Here is an 18771-nt window from a genome sequence, read left to right as displayed (position 1 = left end):
GCTCCTCGACCAGGTCCGCGCGGGCGCCGTCCGGTCGGGTCCTCGCGGGTGCCGTCCGATCCGGTGCGCGCGGGGTGCCGTACGCCCCGGTCCGCGCGGTGTCGGCTCATCCCGTCGCGGGCCGGAGGGCTGACCAGCGCACCGTGATCTCGCCCTGCCGCCACCGGCGTACGCCGTCCGTCAGGGGCCAGTCGGCCGAGACCGCGCGGGCCGCCGCGATCCAGCGCTGCCGCGCGCCCAGTGACGCGTAGGGGGAGGCCGTGGCCCACGCGCGGTCGAGGTCCCGAAGGAAGGCGTGCACCGGTTCACCCGGCACGTTGCGGTGGATCAGGGCCTTCGGGAGGCGCTCCGCGAGGTCCGAGGGGCGCTGTAGGGACCCGAGCCGGGTCGCGAAGGTGACGGTGCGCGGGCCCTCAGGGCCGAGGGCGACCCACACGTGCCGCCGCCCGATCTCGTCGCAGGTGCCCTCGACCAGCAGACCGCCGGGGGCGAGCCGGGCGCACAGCCGCTCCCAGACCGCGGTGACCTCACCCTCGTCGTACTGGCGCAGCACGTTCGCGGCCCGGATGAGGGCCTGGCCGGTCGTGGGGATCTCGAAGCCGCCGTGCACGAAGGTGAGGCCCTCGCGCTCGTACGGCTGGGCCGCCGCGACCCGGGCGGGGTCGATCTCGACGCCCACGACGGCGGTGCGCGGCTCGGCGGCGCGCAGCCGCTCCAGGAGTTCGACGGCCGTCCAGGGCGCGGCGCCGTAGCCGAGGTCCACCGCGACGGGCGAGTCGCTGCGGCGCAGGGCGGGGCCGTGGGTGGCGGCGATCCAGCGGTCCATGCGGCGCAGCCGATTGGGGTTGGTCGTCCCGCGGGTCGCGGTGCCGATGGGGCGCTGGTGCATGAGAGGGAGCGTATGCGACGCACCGGCGGGCACACGCGGAGCGGAGCACGGGGCGGGAGCACCCTCCGGCGCGCCGTGGGCAACGCAATGATTTGGCAAAGTGGAAATGAAAGGCCGAGTTCCGCTGTTCTGGAGCTCCGAAGGGACTGTGCGCCCTGTACGTGTCATGCCCTGAGCGAGGAGGAGCGGACCCGTGAGCCAGTACGTCTCCCGGCTCGGCAGCAGCCGTGCGGCACCCCGTATCCGCTTCCCGGGCGGTTTCGCCGGAAACCGTAAGCCGCGCCGTGTGGCGATGCTCTCCGTGCACACCTCTCCGCTGCACCAGCCCGGCACGGGCGACGCCGGCGGCATGAACGTCTACATCGTCGAGCTGGCCAAGCGCCTTGCCGCGATCGGCATCGAGGTCGAGATCTTCACCCGGGCCACCACCGGCGGCCTGCCCCCCACGGTCGATCTGGCGCCCGGAGTGCTCGTCCGGCACGTCGACGCGGGGCCGTACGAAGGTCTCGCCAAGGAGGAGCTGCCCGCCCAGCTCTGCGCCTTCACCCACGGCGTGATGCAGGCCTGGGCAGGCCAGCGACCCGGTTACTACGACCTGGTCCACTCCCACTACTGGCTGTCCGGCCAGGTCGGCTGGCTCGCCGCCCAGCGCTGGGGCGTCCCCCTCGTCCACGCGATGCACACCATGGCGAAGGTCAAGAACGCCGCGCTCGCCAAGGACGACACCCCGGAGCCCGCCGCACGCGTCATCGGCGAGACACAGATCGTGCACGCCTCCGACCGGCTCATCGCGAACACGGCCGGAGAGGCCGAGGAGCTGGTCCGTTTCTACGACGCGGACCCGGCGTCCGTCGCCGTCGTGCACCCCGGGGTCAATCTGGACCGGTTCCGCCCCGCCGACGGCCGTGCCGCCGCGCGGGCCCGCCTCGGTCTGCCGCAGGACGCGCTGATCCCCCTGTTCGCAGGCCGGATCCAGCCGCTCAAGGCCCCGGACGTGCTGCTGCGGGCCGTCGCCGTGCTGCTGGACCGTGATCCCTCGCTGCGCTCCCGCATCCTCGTACCCGTCGTCGGGGGCCCCAGCGGCAGCGGACTCGCGAAGCCGGAGGGCCTGCAGAAGCTGGCCGCGCGCCTGGGCATCGCCGATGTCGTGCGGTTCCACCCGCCGGTCGGGCAGGACCAGCTCGCGGACTGGTTCCGGGCGGCGTCCGTGCTGGTCATGCCGTCGTACAGCGAGTCCTTCGGGCTCGTCGCCATAGAGGCCCAGGCGGCGGGTACGCCGGTCGTCGCAGCGGCGGTGGGCGGCCTTCCGGTCGCAGTACGGGACGGCGTCAGCGGCTTCCTGATCCCAGGCCACGACCCGGCGGCCTACGCGCAGGCGCTGGGCCGCTTCGCGGACAGTGCCGAACTCGCAGGCCGGATGGGCGAGGCCGCCGCCGCGCACGCCCAGTCGTTCGGCTGGGACACGGCGGCGTCGGCCACCGCCGATGTGTACACGGCCGCGATGCACGACCACCGGCGCCGGGCCCGCTCGCACCACGGCTGACGGGCCGCTTGCACCACGGTCGGCGGGCCGGCGAGCGGCCATGCTCTCCGGGCCGGCCCCGCGCCCGCAGCCCGGGCCGAATGCCCGGGCTGAATGCCCGGGCGGGCTGTCGTACGCTCGCACCATGGCTGACGTATCCGACGAGGCAGCAGCGGCGCAGGTCATCGAGGCGGCGCTGAACGACGCGGAGCTCGAATGGGAGAGCCCCGGGCCCGGCAACTACGTCGTGAAACTGCCCGGCACCCGCAAGCTGTCCACGACCTGCTCCCTGATCGTCGGGCAGCACTCCCTCTCCCTCAACGCATTCGTCATCCGGCACCCGGACGAGAACGACGCGGCTGTGCACCGATGGCTGCTGGAGCACAACCTCCGCCTTTTCGGAGTGAGTTACGCCATCGACCAGCTGGGCGACATCTATCTCGTCGGCAGGCTCCCGCTCTCGGTCGTCACGCCCGCGGAGCTTGACCGGCTGCTGGGGTCGGTCCTGGAGGCGGCGGACGGTGCCTTCAACCCGCTGTTGGAACTGGGCTTCGCGAGCGCGATCCGCAAGGAGTACGCCTGGCGGACGGAGCGCGGCGAGTCGACCCGCAACCTGGACGCCTTCACGCATCTGACGCAGCGGCCCTCCTGAGGCAGGGCCCCCCTGGCGCAGGGGCCCTCCTGAGGCCGGCGGCACCGGTCGGCTCGCGGGCAGCGGCTGGTTCGCGGGTACTGGCGGGTTGGCGGGCAGCGGCCGGTTCGCGGGTACTGGCCCGATGGCGGGCGCCTGCCCGTTACAGCCCGTCCAGAGCCGTGACGAGGCGCGGTGCCACCGTCTCCCACGTCCTGGCCAGAGCCTCCGGTCCGTAGCCCCGGGGCACGGTCTCGGTCAGCATGATCAGGTAGAGGTAGCTGCGGTAGAGGTCGAGCCTCCGCCGTATCGACGGCGTGAACACGAGCGGTGTGCCGGTGGCTGCCGCGTAACCGGCGAGGAAGTCCTCGTCCCCTTCCGGGTCACCGAACAGGGACGTGGAGACGAGATCGGCGACCGGGTCCCCCCAGAACATCCGCTCGCCGTCGACGATCCCCCCGATGCGACGCGCCCCGGGCCCGCCGGTCACCAGGACGTTCCCCTGCCACAGGTCGAAGTGGACCAGGGCGGGCCGTGTCACCTCGTCCAGGACGTCCGCCGCCCCGGCGAGCACCTCGCGTATCCGGTCCGACGGGCGCGGCAGTCCCGCCCCGTACCTCTCGGCGTCCGCCAGTACCGCGTCGGTCATCGCGGTGAACGCCTCGCGCCAGGTCGGGGAGAGCGGCCCGAGGGACCGGCCCGGATACCCGAACCCGGCCGGCCCCGTCACACCGTGCAGGCGGCCGACGATGCTCCCGAACTCGGTGCGCAGCGCCCGTGTCTCGTCGGCCGTCAGTTCACCGGCGACCGCGCTCCAGGGGCGCCCCGGACACGCGGTCATGACGACGTACGCCCCACCCGGTGCCTCCGGGGCGAGTGCGCTGTGCACGACCTGCGGGATCGTGTCACCGGCCCCGGTGGCGGATTCGTAGAAGGTGACCTCGTTGACGAGCAGGTGCTGTTCGTAGCTCAGCCCGGCGGTGTGGGCCGGAGGAATCTTCACCACCCAGTCCCTGCCGTCCCCGAAGGCGACGCGGGTGACGGTGTTGTACGTGCCACCGGCGAGGGGTTCGAGGGACGTGGGCCCGCCCGCCCCGACGGCTTCCAGCACGGTGTTGACCGCGTCGACGTACAAGGGCGGGCTCCTATGGCTGAGCTGCGGAGTCGGTCGCCTCACAGGCGCTTCACAGGGTGATCACGACGGAGTCACGATCACATCCCTTGACCATTCGGGCGATCATCGGACAGGCGTCCGATCGTAGAGTGTGGCGCACTGCGACAGCCCCACCGTGCCCGGCCGAATCTGGTGCCGGAACCGCGCTGTTGCTCCTTTCGTACGGAGAGATGAACCCACCATGCGCGCCACCGTCGTACGTCGTACCGCCCTTGCCGCAGCCGCGGCGTCCCTGACCCTGCTCGCCACCGCATGCAGCGGCTCGGACTCCGACGCCAAGGGTGACGGCGGCACCTCGGGGGCCAAGGACGAGGCCTCCACCAAGCCCTCGGCGGTCAAGGCGCTGTCGTCGGCCGAGCTGGAGAAGGTGTCACTGGAGCAGGGTGACGTCGCCGGCCACAAGGTCACGAAGACCGGCCCCGAGGACATCGCCAAGCCCGACGAGGTCACCGTGGACAAGAAGGAGTGCGAGCCCATCGGGTTCGCCTTCTACGGCGTGGAGCGCGGCAGCCCGGTCGGCAACGCCGGGCGCAAGGTCGTCCAGGAGCCGAAGAAGGACGAGTCCGCCGACCCCGAGGACCTGCTCGCCGGCATGCTCGACGTGACGTCGTCGCTGGTCACGCTTGCCTCGTACGACGGTGACGGCGCGGAGAAGAGCCTCGCCGAGCTCCGCGACTCCGCCGCCGAGTGCGCGACCGGTGGGTTCACCCTGTCCGTCAAGGGCTCGAAGCAGAAGGTCACCAAGCTGACCGAGGAGAAGGTGACCGGTGGCGAGGAGGCCCTCGCCTGGCGGGTGCAGATGGGCGAGGGGGACGAGGCGGCTCCCTTCAAGCTCGTGACCCTGCGTCAGGGCGGCACGGTTGCCACGTTCTTCTCCTTCAACCTCGGCAAGACGGGCGCGGACGCCGACTTCGCGCTCCCGACCGCGCTGATCGACGCGCAGGTCAAGAAGCTCGGCTGAAACGTGCGGGTCGTCGGGTCCGGGCGAGGCGTCCGGGTCACGACGCCCGGCTGAACAGCTTGCGGCGTGAGGGCGGGGGCGGGGGCGGGGAGTCCGGCCCCCGCCCTCTCCGTGTGCGGGGGATGCTCCGCCCTCTCCGTGTGCGGGGGAGGGCGAGGAACACGGCGACGACGACCGTCAGCGCGCCGGCGAGCTGGGCCGGGGACAGGGTCTCGTCCAGGAACGCGTAACCGAGCGCCATCGCCGCGAGCGGTGACGCGAATCCGAGTACGGACACGGTCAGCGCGGGCAGCCGTTCCACGCCCCGGAACCACACCGCGTAGGCGAGAAGCGCGCCGACCAGGCCGAGGTACGCGAAGCCTGCGACGTTCCGCCCGCTCACCGACCCGGGCAGCCCCTCGCCGAGCAGCATGACGGGCAGCAGCAGGACCCCGCCGGCGGTCAACTGCCACCCGGTGAACGTCAGAAGCCCCACCCCGGGCGGCCGGCCCCAGCGCTTGGTCAGCACGACGCCGGTGGCCATGCTCACGGCACCCAGGAGCCCCGCGCCGACACCCACGGCGTCCAGACCCGCGCCGGGGGTCAGGGCGAGCAGACCGACACCCGCGACGCCGAGGGCGCAGGCGGCGGCATGTGTCAGCGTGATCCGCTCCTTCAGCAGCAGCGCCGACAGGACGAGGACGACTGTGGGCTGCACGGCCATCACCAGTGCGGCCACCCCGCCGGGAAGGTGGTACGCGGCGACGAAGAGCAGATAGAGGAAGGCGCCGATGTTCAGCGTCCCCAGGACGGTGGCGCGCCACCACCAGTTGCCGCGCGGCAGGGTCCTGCCGATCGCGAGGAGGATCAGACCGGCGGGCAGTGCCCTGAGGGTCGCGGCGAGCAGAGGTCTGTCGGAAGGCAGCAGTTCCGTGGTGACGAGGTAGGTCGAACCCCAGACCAGGGGCGCGAGCGCGGTGAGCGCGGAGTCGGCCGCGATCCGGTCGCCCTTCATCGGGTCCCGCCCCCCGCATGCGTTCCCGCGGGCATCGGTATCGCGACGCGGAGGTCGTCGCGGCCGGACGGGCGACGGTCGGGGGGCGGACCGGGCAGGTGGTGGCGGATGCTGCGGCGTGCATGGAGCGCCTGTCGCGCGGTCATGGGTTCTGGGTCCTGCGTCATGGCAGGACCGTAACGTTTTTGCTTAGCGCTAAGCAACCAGGTATCTCAACTCTAAGGTAAAGATATGCTGACCCCATGAGTGACCATGTGGACCGCGTGCTGGCGCAGTGGGCGGAGCAGTGCCCCGAACTGGACTCCTCGTCGATGGCGGTGATCGGCCGCATCAAGCGCCTCGCCCGGATCGTCGAGGCTGAGCAGCGCGTGGTCTTCGGCGCGCACGATCTCGACGCGGCGGCGTTCGACGTCCTCGCCACCCTGCGACGCAGCCCCGCACCTCACCGGCTGACGCCCGCCGAGCTGATGCGGTCTGCGATGGTCACGTCCGGTGCCATCACCCAGCGACTGGACCGGCTGGAGGAACGGGAGCTCGTCGTACGCACCCGACGGGCGGAGGACGGCCGCAGCGTGCACGTCTCCCTCACGCAGGCGGGCAGGGAGCTGATCGACCGGGCGCTGGTGGACCACGTGGCCAACCAGAACCGTCTGCTGTCGGGCCTCACGGAGGAGGAGCGGGACCGGGTCGCGGACGATCTGCGCGGTCTGCTGGAGTCGCTCGGGGACAACGGCCGCCAGGTCAGGCTCGGATGACGGGCCGGATCGCGGCGTGGAGCCTCGTACCGGGCGCGGGCCGGCGAGGGGAGCGGCGACAGGCCGACGCGCGGCAGCGGTGACGGGCCGGCTAGGGGAGCGGTACGAGCCTGACCACGGTGACCGTCAGCACCGAACCGGAGACGTAGTAGAGGATGATGGCCCCGTACACCGTCGCCTCGCGCCGGTCGCGTTCACTCTTCACGGGGGTCGAGGCGTGTCCGTACGGATCCGAGCCGAGGGTGCGGGCCATCTCGTCGCGGAACGAGTCGGCGTCGCGCATCTTGGCAAGGGTGTCGTCGGCGGGCGGCGCGAAGGAGATGCGGAAACTCAAGCGACGTTCCGCCTCTCGGCCTCGTCCTGAGCGAGCCGGTCCAGGATCCGCTCGGCTTCGGGGTCGGGTACGGCCTCGAGCATCCAGTGCCGCATGACGGCCTGAATCTCGTGCACCCCGGCCTCGTTGATCGCTTGCTCGAACTCCTCGCGTCTCTCCTCGGGCAGCGCGGCACGGATCGCGGGAATGCTGTTCGGCACCTCGACCTCGGTGCCGCCGACGAAGGTCCTCAAAGACTCGCCCATGGTCGCTCTCCCCGATCTCCTTGCTCCCGCACCCCGCCCGCCCGTGCCGCGAGAAGCGTGCCCAGGGGTAACAAGCAGTGTGGGGGCCACGTTAGCGTGTGACGCTCGGAGTCGAGGATCTGCTTGCGGCTCAGGCGGGCCAGGGGAGCGCCCGCTGAGCACCCCCCGGCCAGAGGCGCAGATGGTGGTGCGCGCGTCTACCGGGCCGGCAACTGCCATAGCCGTCAACCTGCTTGGTCCGTGGCGTCACCATGGCCGGGCGCCAGACACTGGTGCCAGTTCAGTTTTGTGTGGTCACCAGGCGCCGGGCTCAGCGGACTTGGGCGACACGGCGAGATCGGGCGCAACGTCTTTAAGGCCGTTCTCGGTGTGTTCCGCAGCGCTGGTGAGCGGACCGACGACGGCGGCGCCTCTGAACTCGTGGGACAGCGAGCCGATCATGCAGTTTCAGGCGCTCCACCACTCCTCCGTGCCGCAGCCGACTTCGTGGTGCCACCACCCTTCTCGCTCACCTTGTTCCAGCAGCCTCTTGATCCCGGCGAAGTCGGCGCCGGCCGGTGCCGTGAAGGCCACCATGGGGAACTCCGCGCTGAAGACCTCACCGCCGAGGCCGAATGCCGACAGGCGTTGGTGCACGGCCCGCGCGCTGCGACCCAGCGGACCGGATGGAACGGGCACTACCCGAATCGTGCAGTTACCGGAGGAACTGACGCGCCCGGCAGCCCAGTGAAGCCCGTCGGCACCTGTCTCGAACCGCACGACGTCGCCCTCGGCCACACCGTCCTGCAGAAACGGAGCGTTCTGCACGCGGGCCGTGTCCTCTCCGAGCCTCGTCGCCCACAGTCCTTCGGTGTCCTGCGGAAGCCAGCCCTCGCGGGGGACGAACCGGAACCAGACCTTGATCTTCTCGACCGCGTTCTCCATGAGGTCATCATGAGCGGTTCGCACTCAGGACCCAGCACGAGGCCTGACCTGCGTGATCAAGCTTCGTTGTCCTCGGGCCGACGGTCGTAGGGCTTGGCCGAAGGCCGTCGCCGAGTACCTCAGGCACCCCGACCCCGGGCCCACGCTGAAGGCGTACGCGCACCTCATGCCGAGCAGCCGGGCCCAGGCTCGGCCGCTCTCGGGCGAGCGCTCCGGTCACACGGCTTGAGGGCCCGAAGAGGGCCCAGGCCATGAAAATGCCCCCGCCCCGCGCCGTATGCGCAGGTCGGGAGCATGATCGCGTTCTCTACTTCTTCTTGCCCTGGTTCTTCACAGCCTCGATCGCAGCCTTCGCCGCGTCCGGGTCCAGGTACGTGCCGCCCGGCTTCAGGGGGCGGAAATCGGCGTCCAGCTCGTAGGCGAGCGGGATGCCGGTCGGGATGTTGAGGCCCGAGATGGCGTCGTCGGAGATGCCGTCCAGGTGCTTCACCAGGCCGCGCAGGCTGTTGCCGTGGGCGGCGACCAGGACGGTCTTGCCGTCGAGGAGGTCCGGGACGATGCCGTCGTACCAGTACGGCAGCATGCGCTCGACGACGTCCTTGAGGCACTCCGTGCGCGGGCGCAGCTCCGGCGGGATCGTCGCGTAGCGCGGGTCGGCGCTCTGCGAGAACTCGGTGCCGTCCTCGAGCGCCGGCGGCGGGGTGTCGTACGAGCGGCGCCAGAGCATGAACTGCTCCTCGCCGAACTCGGCGAGCGTCTGGGCCTTGTCCTTGCCCTGGAGGGCGCCGTAGTGGCGCTCGTTCAGGCGCCAGGAGCGGTGCACGGGGATCCAGTGGCGGTCGGCGGCTTCCAGCCCGAGCTGGGCGGTGCGGATCGCGCGCTTCTGGAGCGAGGTGTGTACGACGTCGGGGAGCAGGCCGGCGTCCTTGAGCAGCTCACCGCCGCGGACCGCCTCCTTCTCGCCCTTGTCCGTGAGGTCTACGTCCACCCATCCGGTGAACAGGTTCTTCGCGTTCCATTCGCTCTCGCCGTGGCGGAGGAGGATCAGCTTGTACGGTGCGTCGGCCATGGGTCCGAGCGTAATCGAACCCGCGTAGCCACCGCGCGCCCGGCCAAGGGGCGGACCGGGACCGGGCCGGAGTCTGGCCGGGGACCGACGATTGACGGGCGGCGTCAATTGAGTGGCGGCCGGGGAATCCCTCTTCGTAATGTTCGGACTGCCGCCGGGCCACTTACACAGGGCAGGCCGGCGCCCATTCCGTACACGCACGTCGCCCCGGGGGGAACCCATGTCCGTCGCCGGTCTGAGAAAGGCGGCACACGAGACGGTCGCCGGTCTCCCCAGGGAGTTCTGGTGGCTGTGGACCAGCACGCTGGTGAACCGCCTCGGTGCGTTCGTCGCCACCTTCATGGCGCTCTATCTGACCCTGGACCGGGGCTACTCGGCCTCGTACGCCGGTCTCGTCGCATCCCTACACGGGCTCGGCGGGGTCGTGTCCTCGCTGGGTGCCGGCGTGATGACGGACCGGCTCGGGCGCCGTCCGACGATGCTGATCGCCCAGCTCTCGACCGCCGTGTCCGTGGCCGTGCTCGGCTTCATGGTTCATCCGGCGGCCATCGCGGGCGTTGCCTTCGTCGTGGGTATGGCCAGCAACGCGTCCCGGCCGGCCGTGCAGGCGATGATGGCCGACATCGTCCGGCCCGAGGACCGGGTCAGGGCCTTCTCGCTCAACTACTGGGCGATCAACCTGGGGTTCGCAGTCTCGTCCGCGGCGGCCGGGTTCATCGCCGAGTACAGCTACCTCGCCGGCTTCATGGGCGAGGCCGCCCTGACGCTGCTCTGCGCGGTCGTCGTCTTCCTCAAGGTGCCCGAGTCCCGGCCCGAGGTGGCGCCCAGGGCTGCCGGAGCCCCCGCGCCGGACGACGTGAAGCTGACCACGGTCCTGCGCGACGGGCGCTACATGGGAGTCGTCGGGCTGTCGTTCCTGGTCGCGCTGATCTTCCAGCAGGGCTACGTGGGCCTGCCGGTCGCCATGGGTACGGACGGGCTGTCCAGCTCCGACTTCGGCACGGCGATCGCCGTCAACGGTGTGCTGATCGTGGCCCTGCAGATCCCCGTCACCCGGTTCATCCAGCATCGCGATCCGCGCCGGCTGCTGATCCTCTCGTCCCTGATCGCGGGCTACGGCTTCGGGCTGACGGCCTTCGCCGGCTCGGTCGGGGTGTACGCGCTCACGGTGTGCGTCTGGACCCTCGCCGAGATCGTCAACGCGCCCACGCAGACGGGCATCGTCGTACAGCTGTCCCCGGCTCACGGCCGGGGCCGCTACCAGGGCATGTACACGATGTCCTGGTCGGTCGCGGCGCTCGTCGCCCCGCTGATGTCCGGCTTCGTGATCGACCACTACGGGGCGGCCTGGCTCTGGGGGACCTGCGCGGTACTCGGCACGGTGACCGCGTTCGGCTACTGGCTGCTGATGCGGAAACTGGATCTTCCGGAGCCGGTCGTCGCGGCGTCGCCCGCCCCCGAGGAGCGGGCGACGGTCGCCGAGCCCGCTGTCTGAGTCGCGACGGGCGGGCGCCGGCCTGAGATGAGACCCGCTGTCCGAGGCGCGGCACATGGTCGACGGCCCGCTGTCCGAGACGCCTGACGGCGTCGGTGCCCCGCCACGGACTCGCGTCCGTCGCGGGGCACCGGCACAGGCTTCGGCCCTCTCAGCCGCCGCACTGGCACGGCGCGCCGGACTGGCAGCCGCACCCGCAGCCCGAGCCGCAGCCACAGGCTCCCAGCAGGGGCAGGTGCACCACTTCGGTCGGGGGCTCCTGCTGGGGTTCGGTCATGGGTGAATCGGCCATGGTTCCTCCTCAGGGCGTACGACTCGACGGCGTACGGCACATGCGTGGGCACACATGCCGACGACGGGGGCCGCAGGCATGCCGCACCGCCCCCGCACCCCTTGCATGCCCAGCAGCGAGGGCGCATCAACGGCGCACGGGCACCGAAGCTGAGGTGCGGCCGGCGTGACGACTGCGCCCCTTGCGCCCCTCCACCGTCGCCGCCGCCCGGACCAGGCCCGCTCCAGCAGCGCAGCCGTTCTGGATCAGGCCCACTCCAGCGGCCGTCCTGGATCAGGCCCACTCCAGCAGCGCGGCCGCCTGGAACGGGCCCGCTCCAGCAGCGCCGCCACCTGGTTCAGGCCCGCTCCACCGACGTGGCCGGCTCGATCAGCGCTCCAGCCGCGCAGCCGCCCGGATCAGGCGCCCTCCACCGACGCGGCCGCCTGGATCTCGTCCGCGTGCTCACCCGTGACCAGGTAGACGACACGCTTGGCGACCGACACGGCGTGGTCGGCGAAGCGCTCGTAGTAGCGGCCGAGCAGGGTGACGTCGACGGCGGTCTCGATGCCGTGCTTCCAGCGGTCGTCCATCAGGTGCTGGAACAGCGTCCGGTGCAGCAGGTCCATCTCGTCGTCGTCCTGCTCCAGCTGGAGCGCCAGGTCGACGTCCTTCGTGATGATCACCTCGGCGGCCTTCGCCATGAGCCGCTGGGCGAGCTGTCCCATCTCCAGGATGGTCGCGTGCAGGTCGTGCGGCACCGCCGACGCGGGGAAGCGCAGCCGTGCCAGCTTGGCCACGTGCTGGGCGAGGTCGCCCGAGCGCTCCAGGTCGGCGCTCATCCGCAGCGAGGTGACCACGATCCGCAGATCGGTGGCGACCGGCTGCTGGCGGGCCAGCAGCGCGATGGCGCGGGCCTCCAGGTCGTGCTGCAGGTCGTCGACCTTCTGGTCCGCGGCGATCACGCTCTCGGCGAGCTTGAGATCGGCGTCGAGCATGGACGTCGTGGCCCGTCCGATCGCCGAGCCGACGAGCCGGGCCATCTCGACCAGGCCCTCGCCGATCGAATCGAGTTCCTCGTGATAAGCGTCGCGCATGGAAGTCCCTCTCCAGATCCTTGCTGAGGCCGGGGTCTTGGGGCCGACCCCCACGCTGCCACGGTGGGGGGCCAACGCGTCGGGATCCGGCCCCCGAAGTGAACCGTCACTTTCCCCTTGGTGAACTCTGGGCGACGAGTGTTCGAGATGGCACCCGGATGGCTGGGAGAGAGTCGGCGAGCCCGCATAACCTTGAAGCATGGACGTGAACGCGGCGGTCGCCGCAGCTGCCGCGATCGCCGGGCTCTGTACCGGTGTGATCGCCATGCTGGCGTTCCGCTGGAGCGAACGCGAGCAGAAGCGCCCGACGCGCACCTCCCTGCGCCCCGACGGCAACGCCGCGCTCCCCCCGGGCGTGGACACGGTCCTCTCCGTGCTCAGCTCGTCCGCCGTGGTGCTCGACGAGAGCGACAGCGTCGTCAAGGCCAGCTCCGCCGCGTATGCGCTGGGCCTGGTCAGGGGCGGGCGTCTGGCGGTCGAGCCGATGCTGCACATGGCCAGGGACACCCGGCGCGACGGTGAGATACGACAGGTCGAGCTGGACCTCCCGCGCCGCGGGACGGGCCGGGGCGAGGCGCTGGCCGTCTCCGCCCGGGTGGCCCCGCTGGGCTCCCGCCTGGTCCTGCTGCTGGTCGAGGACCTGACGGAGGCCCGCCGCATAGAGGCGGTGCGACGCGACTTCGTCGCCAATGTCAGCCATGAGCTCAAGACCCCGGTGGGCGCGCTCTCCCTGCTCTCCGAGGCCGTCATGGACGCTTCCGACGATCCCGAGGCGGTGGAGCGGTTCGCCGGCCGCATGCAGATCGAGGCGACCCGGCTGACCAATCTCGTGCAGGAGCTCATCGACCTCTCCCGGGTGCAGAACGACGACCCGCTGGAGGACGCCGAGCCCGTCCGGGTGGAGGAGCTGGTCGACGAGGCGATCGACCGGTGCCGTCAGCAGGCCGGTTCGAAGCAGATCACCATGGCCTCGGGCGGCACCGCCGATCTCTTCGTCTGGGGGAACAGGAGCCAGCTCGCGGCCGCCCTCGGCAATCTCGTGGAGAATGCCGTCAACTACAGCCCCGCCCGCACCCGTGTCGGCATCGCGGTGCGGAAGATGGTCGCACCCGGCGGGGACCTGATCGAGATAGCCGTGACCGACCAGGGCCTCGGTATCTCCGAGAAGGACCGCGAACGTGTCTTCGAGCGGTTCTACCGCGTCGACCCGGCCCGCTCACGGGCCACCGGTGGCACCGGTCTCGGCCTCGCCATCGTCAAGCATGTGGCCGCCTCGCACGGCGGGGAGGTCACCGTATGGAGCTCTGAGGGACAGGGCTCCACGTTCACCCTGCGGCTGCCCGAGTCGGGCGTCGTACGGGGTCGTACCAACGGCGGACCCCTGGTCGTCAACGACGCTGTTGACGGCGACGGGCCGTACGAGACCGATTCTCTTGAAACATTCCCCGCCCCGGAGGCTCTTCCGTGACCCGAGTGCTTGTCGTCGAGGATGAGGAATCCTTCAGCGACGCCCTGTCCTACATGCTCCGCAAGGAAGGCTTCGAGGTGGCCATCGCGGCCACCGGACCCGACGGCCTCGACGAGTTCGAGCGCAACGGTGCCGACCTCGTGCTGCTCGACCTGATGCTGCCGGGCCTGCCCGGTACGGAGGTCTGCCGGCAACTGCGCGTCCGGTCCAACGTCCCGGTGATCATGGTCACCGCCAAGGACAGCGAGATCGACAAGGTCGTCGGCCTGGAAATAGGAGCCGACGACTACGTGACCAAGCCCTTCTCCTCGCGGGAGCTGGTGGCCCGCATCCGCGCCGTCCTGCGCCGCCGCGGTGAGCCGGAGGAGGTCACCCCTGCCGCTCTGGAGGCCGGTCCGGTCCGGATGGACGTGGACCGCCACGTCGTCACGGTCTCCGGCGGCAAGGTCGACCTCCCGCTGAAGGAGTTCGACCTGCTCGAGATGCTCCTGCGCAACGCGGGGCGCGTGCTGACGCGCATGCAGCTGATCGACCGGGTCTGGGGCGCGGACTACGTGGGTGACACCAAGACCCTGGACGTCCACGTCAAGCGGCTGCGCGCCAAGATCGAGCCCGACCCGGGAGCACCGCGCTACCTGGTGACGGTGCGTGGTCTGGGCTACAAGTTCGAGCCGTAGACCGCGGGCCGCGAGCTACGTGGGGGGTGTCTCCGACGGAGACACCCCCCACGCGTGCGGCATGCGCGATCAGTGGTCGGCGGCGGCTTCGTCCGTGGCCGTGTCCGAGGGGCTCCCGGACTCCTCGCCCGGCGTCTCGGAGGCGGAGCCCGACGCGGACTCCGAAGGCGTGGCGGTGGGCTTCGCAGAGGGCAGCGCGCTCGGGCCGAAGCCCTCGAAGAAGCTGGTCGCCGGGACGATGGCGGCGCCGAGCTCGATGTCGCCCGTCTCGCTGAACGTGAAGGCGACGGCCTGCACGTTGCCGTTGGCCCCTGCCTTGCGGCCGTCCTCGATCACCGCCGAGGCGTTGTTCTTCCCGCCGATGACGACCCGCCCGCCGGCCGGGACAACGAGCGGTCCCTTGCCCTTGGCGGCCTGCAGCTTCACCGTGGTGCCGGTGCCGGGGAGAGCGATCTTCTCCACGACCTCCTGCTTCGTGCCGTCGTTGAAGAGGGTGGCGGCGACGACCGCCGGGCCTTCGGCGTCCGCCTCGGGCTGGGTGATGATGTTCAGGTTCTGGATCTTGATGTTGTCGACAGCGGTGGCTGCGTTGTCCGGCCTGACCTGAAGCGTCTGCGCGTCGTTGCCCGCGCTGCACGCGGACAGTGCGGCGATCGGGAACACGAGGGCAGTGGCGGCGAGGGCGCCGTGTCGAAGGCTGCGGCTCACGGCGGCGGCAACTCCTTGAACGTTCGGACTGCGGACTTCGGACTCTGCGGACAGGAAGGCCCGAGCGGCCGTAAAGCCGCCCTAAGTGTGTGTCAGCGGGCTCAGGTTACCGAGCCGTCGTCCCGGGCCCGCACCCGACCCGCCCCCTGGCGCCCTTCGACCTTCGGACCGGCGCCTTCCGCACGCGGCACGGACATCGCTCCGTCGCGTCACGGCCGTCCTTCCAGCGGTGAGGATTCGTGCGGCGTTCACAAAGCGCGGCTGATCAGTGTGTTGATCGGGCCGATGATCGATTTCCGGACCGCGGCGCATTTCCCGTGCATAATCCACCCGGCCCGGGCCGTTGATCAATTTCAATGGCCATCGACGCTTAGGGCCGTACGGGTGATCGAGGTCCGAACGGAGTACGGAAAGTTCACCATCCGGAACCCGGCAAAACGGGATATTCAGCCCCTTCTGGAGGTCTTCCGGCATGTGTGACGCGTGTGTTTCAGGGTGGCCGCACGCCCGCTCCGACCTGCGAATATCGCCTTCCGGAAGGCTCCCGCAGCACGTTCGTGTTGCAGTTGTCAAGCCCCGAGATATGCCCTGACCTGCGAAAACGCCATTCAGGAGATGCTGTTCTCGTGTTACTCTGGATAGCCACGGAAGGGGTACCTGTCACATGACGTTCAAGGTTGGCGACACCGTGGTCTATCCCCATCACGGGGCCGCGCTGATCGAGGCTATCGAAACTCGCCAGATCAAAGGCGTGGACAAGACCTACTTGGTGCTCAAGGTCGCCCAGGGCGACTTGACCGTTCGCGTACCGGCAGACAATGCGGAGTTCGTCGGTGTGCGCGACGTAGTCGGGCAGGAAGGCCTGGACCGGGTCTTCGAGGTGCTGCGCGCACCGTATGCCGAGGAGCCGACGAACTGGTCCCGTCGCTACAAGGCAAATCTTGAGAAGCTCGCCTCCGGCGATGTCATCAAGGTCGCCGAAGTGGTGCGTGACCTGTGGCGTCGCGAGCGTGAGCGTGGACTCTCCGCAGGTGAGAAGCGCATGCTCGCCAAGGCCCGCCAGATCCTGGTGAGCGAGCTCGCTCTCGCGGAGAACACGAACGAGGACAAGGCCGAGGCTCTGCTCGACGAGGTCCTCGCGTCCTGAACCGGACGACACCGGTGACCGGATGACGCCGGCGAACCGAATCCGGTCGTAGAAGATATGCCGCGGTGCCCGCTGACCAGCCGTATGCACGGTGAGTCGTCGGGCGCTGCGGCATGTTCGGATCCGAACGGAAGATCCACGTGGATCCCACCGGCGGATCCATCCGGAAAGCGGATCCACCCGCAGAGCCGACGCCGCGCCCTCGTCCCTCCAGCCATCTCCCCCGAGCCCCGCTGCCGCTCGGCCGACCAGGGGTCACGGAAGGGGTCCCGGTCCGGCCGAGCGTCGCGCACGGCTCATTCCCCAACCTACGGTCGGGGTACGCCCAGGCCATACCCATGTCGGCGGTGGAAACAAACCTGCCGAAGCTTCGGAGTGCAACCGATGTCATCGATGTCACCGACGCCTGCTGAACCGAGCCCCTCGCGTACCGCGGCGGTGATCCCCGCGGCGGGCCGCGGCGTGCGGCTTGGACCCGGTACCCCGAAGGCGCTGCGCGCGCTCGGCGGTACGCCCATGCTGATCCACGCCGTGCGCGCCATGGCCGCCTCCCGTGCCGTCACCCTCGTGGTCCTGGTCGCGCCCCCGGACGGCGCGGCCGAGGTCAAGAACCTCATCGACGGGCACGCCCTGCCCGAGCGGACCGACTACGTCGTGGTGCCCGGCGGGGCGACGCGGCAGGAGTCCGTGAAGCTCGGCCTCGACGCCCTGCCGGACGACGTCTCCGTCGTCCTGGTCCATGACGCGGCCCGGCCCCTCGTGCCCGTCGACACCGTGGACGCCGTCATCGAGGCCGTACGGGACGGGGCTCCGGCCGTCGTTCCCGCGCTTCCCCTCGCAGACACGGTCAAGGAGGTCGAGCCGGCGGAGCCGGGCGCCCCGGAACCGGTTCTCTCGACTCCCGTACGGGCCCGGCTGCGGGCCGTGCAGACACCCCAGGGCTTCGACCGGGACACGCTCGTCCGGGCGCACGGGAGCGTGGCCGTCGACGGTGAGGGTGCGACCGACGACGCGGGCATGGTCGAGCGGCTGGGTGCGCCGGTCGTCGTCGTGCCCGGCCACGAGGAAGCGTTCAAGGTGACCCGCCCCCTGGACCTGGTCCTGGCGGAGGCCGTTCTCGCACGCCGGAGGGCGAACGATGGATTCTGAGACAGCGAAGCAGCAGCGGCCGGCCCCCGTGATCCCGCTCGTGGGCATCGGGACCGACATCCACGCCTTCGAGGAGGGCCGCGAACTCTGGTGCGCCGGGCTGCTGTGGGAGGGCGAGGGCCCCGGCCTCGCCGGACACTCCGATGCGGACGTCGTGGCCCACGCGGCCTGCAACGCCCTGTTCTCCGCCGCGGGTCTCGGTGACCTGGGCCGGCACTTCGGTACCGGCCGCCCGGAGTGGTCGGGAGCGTCCGGCGTCACCCTGCTCACCGAAGCCGCGCGGATCGTGCGTGCCGAGGGCTTCGGGATCGGCAACGTCGCGGTGCAGGTCGTCGGTCTCCGGCCGAAGATCGGCAAGCGGCGGGAGGAGGCCCAGAAGGTGCTGTCCGACGCGATCGGCGCACCCGTCTCGCTCTCCGCCGCCACGTCCGACGGCCTCGGCTTCACCGGCCGGGGCGAGGGCATCGCGGGCATCGCGACGGCGTTGGTCTACCGCGCCGAGGGCTGACGCGGGGGAGGCGGGGCCTCATGGTGCGGCGGTGGATGCCGCACCATGAGGCCCCGCCTCCTTATTGCGCATCGCTTGCACGTACGCTGAGACGGCAGGTGAGGTGCCGTATCAGCGTAGAGCGAGGGTGAGCGTCAGTGGTGAGCGCGACCGCCGAGGCGACGAAGATGCCGGACGCGCCGGCCGGTGCGGACGGCTACGTCCTGCGGACGGCCACCGCGCAGGACGTCGGCGGCGCGCGGGCCGTGATGCTGGACACCGTCTACCACGACCTGCGCTCGGGTTACGTGCCCCGCTGGCACGCCGACATCATCGATCTCGATGGTGCCTATCTGCGTCCCGCGCGCTGCACGCTCATGGTCGTCGTGCGCGACGGCGAGGTCGTGGCCACCGGCGCGGTGCGGGACCGGGGGCCGCAGGCGCCGCCCAACCCGCAGTGGGTGGCCGACCGCTTCCCCTCCGGTGCGACGGCCCAGCTGTGCCGGATCTACGTACGCCCCGAACACCGCAGGCACGGCCTGGCCCGCATGCTGGTGCGGGAGCTCGGCGACTTCGCCGTGCGGGCGGGCGGCTACACCTCGCTCTATCTGCACACCGATCCGGCCGTGCCGGGTGCCGAGCCGTTCTGGCGGTCGCTCGCGCACGAGGTCTGCGACGAGCGCGCGCTGCCGGACGGAGGTCAGGGCATCATCCACTTCGAGCTGCCGATGCCCGCTCCGGCCAGGCTGATCACCGCAAATATCGGATGATAAT

The 18771-nt window shown here is 70.7% G+C and carries 22 protein-coding genes; 11 read left to right on the top strand and 11 right to left on the bottom strand.

Annotated features, from left to right (window positions below; translation table 11 throughout):
- Window positions 1–106: 106 nt before the first annotated feature.
- Window positions 107–889 carry a class I SAM-dependent methyltransferase gene (locus P8A20_RS16260; RefSeq protein ID WP_306103737.1) on the bottom strand — a complete coding sequence of 261 codons (783 nt, stop codon included), beginning with the start codon at window positions 887–889 and terminating at the stop codon, window positions 107–109.
- Between the two features lie 193 nt (window positions 890–1082).
- Between P8A20_RS16260 and mshA the strand changes: the two genes are divergently transcribed.
- Together mshA and P8A20_RS16250 are read left to right on the top strand one after the other, a co-directional pair.
- A complete protein-coding gene (gene mshA, locus P8A20_RS16255) occupies window positions 1083–2432 on the top strand; it encodes a D-inositol-3-phosphate glycosyltransferase (protein WP_147958384.1) in 1350 nt (449 codons plus the stop codon).
- A gap of 124 nt (window positions 2433–2556) precedes the next feature.
- The gene (locus tag P8A20_RS16250; RefSeq protein ID WP_014154908.1) at window positions 2557–3063 is read left to right on the top strand and encodes a type III secretion system chaperone family protein; all 507 of its coding nucleotides are present in this window, start codon (window positions 2557–2559) and stop codon (window positions 3061–3063) included.
- Between the two features lie 142 nt (window positions 3064–3205).
- Here P8A20_RS16250 and P8A20_RS16245 read toward each other — a convergent pair whose 3' ends face one another.
- The gene (locus P8A20_RS16245) at window positions 3206–4177 is read right to left on the bottom strand and encodes a phosphotransferase family protein (protein WP_147958383.1); all 972 of its coding nucleotides are present in this window, start codon (window positions 4175–4177) and stop codon (window positions 3206–3208) included.
- Window positions 4178–4397: 220 nt separating this feature from the next.
- Between P8A20_RS16245 and P8A20_RS16240 the strand changes: the two genes are divergently transcribed.
- Window positions 4398–5177 carry a hypothetical protein gene (locus P8A20_RS16240; protein ID WP_306103736.1) on the top strand — a complete coding sequence of 260 codons (780 nt, stop codon included), beginning with the start codon at window positions 4398–4400 and terminating at the stop codon, window positions 5175–5177.
- Between the two features lie 37 nt (window positions 5178–5214).
- Here P8A20_RS16240 and P8A20_RS16235 read toward each other — a convergent pair whose 3' ends face one another.
- On the bottom strand, window positions 5215–6171 hold the full coding sequence (locus P8A20_RS16235; protein WP_306103735.1) for an EamA family transporter: 957 nt from the start codon (window positions 6169–6171) through the stop codon (window positions 5215–5217).
- 242 nt (window positions 6172–6413) lie between these two features.
- Here P8A20_RS16235 and P8A20_RS16230 point away from each other — a divergent pair, with 242 nt between their 5' ends.
- Complete coding sequence (locus P8A20_RS16230) at window positions 6414–6926, top strand: MarR family winged helix-turn-helix transcriptional regulator (RefSeq protein WP_147958360.1); 513 nt, start codon at window positions 6414–6416, stop codon at window positions 6924–6926.
- A gap of 91 nt (window positions 6927–7017) precedes the next feature.
- On the opposite strand, the gene P8A20_RS16225 is transcribed toward P8A20_RS16230, so the two are convergent.
- The 5 genes from P8A20_RS16225 to P8A20_RS16205 all read right to left on the bottom strand — a co-directional run bounded on the left by P8A20_RS16225 (window position 7018) and on the right by P8A20_RS16205 (window position 9498).
- Window positions 7018–7260, bottom strand: a complete 243-nt coding sequence (locus P8A20_RS16225) for a hypothetical protein (RefSeq protein WP_147958361.1) — start codon at window positions 7258–7260, stop codon at window positions 7018–7020.
- Entirely contained in the window at window positions 7257–7505 is a 249-nt protein-coding gene (locus P8A20_RS16220; protein WP_147958362.1) for a hypothetical protein, read from the bottom strand. Before P8A20_RS16220 ends, P8A20_RS16225 begins: the two co-directional genes overlap by 4 nt.
- Before the next feature lie 294 nt (window positions 7506–7799).
- Window positions 7800–7946, bottom strand: coding sequence for a hypothetical protein (locus P8A20_RS16215; RefSeq protein WP_306103734.1), 147 nt, complete (start codon window positions 7944–7946; stop codon window positions 7800–7802).
- A 6-nt stretch (window positions 7947–7952) separates the two neighbouring features.
- Window positions 7953–8429 carry a DUF4265 domain-containing protein gene (locus tag P8A20_RS16210; RefSeq protein WP_306103733.1) on the bottom strand — a complete coding sequence of 159 codons (477 nt, stop codon included), beginning with the start codon at window positions 8427–8429 and terminating at the stop codon, window positions 7953–7955.
- Window positions 8430–8736: 307 nt separating this feature from the next.
- Complete coding sequence (locus P8A20_RS16205) at window positions 8737–9498, bottom strand: phosphoglyceromutase (protein ID WP_147958379.1); 762 nt, start codon at window positions 9496–9498, stop codon at window positions 8737–8739.
- Between the two features lie 220 nt (window positions 9499–9718).
- Here P8A20_RS16205 and P8A20_RS16200 point away from each other — a divergent pair, with 220 nt between their 5' ends.
- Window positions 9719–10993 (top strand): MDR family MFS transporter, encoded by a 1275-nt coding sequence (locus P8A20_RS16200; protein WP_147958380.1) that lies wholly within the window; start codon window positions 9719–9721, stop codon window positions 10991–10993.
- A 151-nt stretch (window positions 10994–11144) separates the two neighbouring features.
- On the opposite strand, the gene P8A20_RS16195 is transcribed toward P8A20_RS16200, so the two are convergent.
- Window positions 11145–11285, bottom strand: a complete 141-nt coding sequence (locus P8A20_RS16195) for a hypothetical protein (RefSeq protein ID WP_187282083.1) — start codon at window positions 11283–11285, stop codon at window positions 11145–11147.
- Between the two features lie 398 nt (window positions 11286–11683).
- Complete coding sequence (phoU, locus tag P8A20_RS16190; RefSeq protein ID WP_147958381.1) at window positions 11684–12361, bottom strand: phosphate signaling complex protein PhoU; 678 nt, start codon at window positions 12359–12361, stop codon at window positions 11684–11686.
- A 199-nt stretch (window positions 12362–12560) separates the two neighbouring features.
- Between phoU and phoR the strand changes: the two genes are divergently transcribed.
- Complete coding sequence (phoR, locus tag P8A20_RS16185) at window positions 12561–13829, top strand: two-component system sensor histidine kinase PhoR (protein WP_306103732.1); 1269 nt, start codon at window positions 12561–12563, stop codon at window positions 13827–13829.
- Window positions 13830–13834: 5 nt separating this feature from the next.
- A complete protein-coding gene (gene phoP / locus P8A20_RS16180) occupies window positions 13835–14506 on the top strand; it encodes a two-component system response regulator PhoP (RefSeq protein ID WP_465269737.1) in 672 nt (223 codons plus the stop codon).
- A gap of 69 nt (window positions 14507–14575) precedes the next feature.
- Here phoP and P8A20_RS16175 read toward each other — a convergent pair whose 3' ends face one another.
- On the bottom strand, window positions 14576–15214 hold the full coding sequence (locus P8A20_RS16175) for a DUF461 domain-containing protein (RefSeq protein WP_306103731.1): 639 nt from the start codon (window positions 15212–15214) through the stop codon (window positions 14576–14578).
- Between the two features lie 664 nt (window positions 15215–15878).
- On the opposite strand from P8A20_RS16175, the gene P8A20_RS16170 reads away from it, so the two are divergent.
- The 4 genes from P8A20_RS16170 to P8A20_RS16155 all read left to right on the top strand — a co-directional run bounded on the left by P8A20_RS16170 (window position 15879) and on the right by P8A20_RS16155 (window position 18767).
- Window positions 15879–16361, top strand: coding sequence for a CarD family transcriptional regulator (locus P8A20_RS16170; RefSeq protein ID WP_006380568.1), 483 nt, complete (start codon window positions 15879–15881; stop codon window positions 16359–16361).
- Between the two features lie 384 nt (window positions 16362–16745).
- The gene (gene ispD, locus P8A20_RS16165) at window positions 16746–17510 is read left to right on the top strand and encodes a 2-C-methyl-D-erythritol 4-phosphate cytidylyltransferase (protein ID WP_306103730.1); all 765 of its coding nucleotides are present in this window, start codon (window positions 16746–16748) and stop codon (window positions 17508–17510) included.
- On the top strand, window positions 17500–18018 hold the full coding sequence (gene ispF, locus P8A20_RS16160; protein WP_147958358.1) for a 2-C-methyl-D-erythritol 2,4-cyclodiphosphate synthase: 519 nt from the start codon (window positions 17500–17502) through the stop codon (window positions 18016–18018). The genes ispD and ispF overlap by 11 nt, the downstream gene beginning before the upstream one ends.
- Before the next feature lie 167 nt (window positions 18019–18185).
- A complete protein-coding gene (locus P8A20_RS16155) occupies window positions 18186–18767 on the top strand; it encodes a GNAT family N-acetyltransferase (RefSeq protein ID WP_306105155.1) in 582 nt (193 codons plus the stop codon).
- Window positions 18768–18771 lie beyond the last annotated feature (4 nt).

The sequence above is a fragment of the Streptomyces sp. Alt3 genome, assembly GCF_030719215.1.
GTDB classification, from domain to species: domain Bacteria; phylum Actinomycetota; class Actinomycetes; order Streptomycetales; family Streptomycetaceae; genus Streptomyces; species Streptomyces glycanivorans.
The sequence above is the reverse complement of the archived record's forward strand: the minus strand, read 5'-3'. Positions and strand labels throughout refer to the sequence as shown.

Bases quoted from the DNA above. Each gene is read 5' to 3' on its own strand.
- P8A20_RS16195 (WP_187282083.1), bottom strand. From the start codon at position 11,285: ATGGCCGATTCACCCATGACCGAACCCCAGCAGGAGCCCCCGACCGAA.
- P8A20_RS16220 (WP_147958362.1), bottom strand. From the start codon at position 7,505: ATGGGCGAGTCTTTGAGGACCTTCGTCGGCGGCACCGAGGTCGAGGTG.
- P8A20_RS16260 (WP_306103737.1), bottom strand. From the start codon at position 889: ATGCACCAGCGCCCCATCGGCACCGCGACCCGCGGGACGACCAACCCC.
- P8A20_RS16200 (WP_147958380.1), top strand. From the start codon at position 9,719: ATGTCCGTCGCCGGTCTGAGAAAGGCGGCACACGAGACGGTCGCCGGT.
- P8A20_RS16230 (WP_147958360.1), top strand. From the start codon at position 6,414: ATGAGTGACCATGTGGACCGCGTGCTGGCGCAGTGGGCGGAGCAGTGC.
- P8A20_RS16210 (WP_306103733.1), bottom strand. From the start codon at position 8,429: ATGGAGAACGCGGTCGAGAAGATCAAGGTCTGGTTCCGGTTCGTCCCC.
- P8A20_RS16170 (WP_006380568.1), top strand. From the start codon at position 15,879: ATGACGTTCAAGGTTGGCGACACCGTGGTCTATCCCCATCACGGGGCC.
- phoU (WP_147958381.1), bottom strand. From the start codon at position 12,361: ATGCGCGACGCTTATCACGAGGAACTCGATTCGATCGGCGAGGGCCTG.
- P8A20_RS16250 (WP_014154908.1), top strand. From the start codon at position 2,557: ATGGCTGACGTATCCGACGAGGCAGCAGCGGCGCAGGTCATCGAGGCG.
- phoR (WP_306103732.1), top strand. From the start codon at position 12,561: ATGGACGTGAACGCGGCGGTCGCCGCAGCTGCCGCGATCGCCGGGCTC.
- P8A20_RS16240 (WP_306103736.1), top strand. From the start codon at position 4,398: ATGCGCGCCACCGTCGTACGTCGTACCGCCCTTGCCGCAGCCGCGGCG.
- P8A20_RS16205 (WP_147958379.1), bottom strand. From the start codon at position 9,498: ATGGCCGACGCACCGTACAAGCTGATCCTCCTCCGCCACGGCGAGAGC.
- P8A20_RS16155 (WP_306105155.1), top strand. From the start codon at position 18,186: ATGCCGGACGCGCCGGCCGGTGCGGACGGCTACGTCCTGCGGACGGCC.
- ispD (WP_306103730.1), top strand. From the start codon at position 16,746: ATGTCATCGATGTCACCGACGCCTGCTGAACCGAGCCCCTCGCGTACC.
- P8A20_RS16215 (WP_306103734.1), bottom strand. From the start codon at position 7,946: ATGATCGGCTCGCTGTCCCACGAGTTCAGAGGCGCCGCCGTCGTCGGT.
- ispF (WP_147958358.1), top strand. From the start codon at position 17,500: ATGGATTCTGAGACAGCGAAGCAGCAGCGGCCGGCCCCCGTGATCCCG.
- P8A20_RS16235 (WP_306103735.1), bottom strand. From the start codon at position 6,171: ATGAAGGGCGACCGGATCGCGGCCGACTCCGCGCTCACCGCGCTCGCG.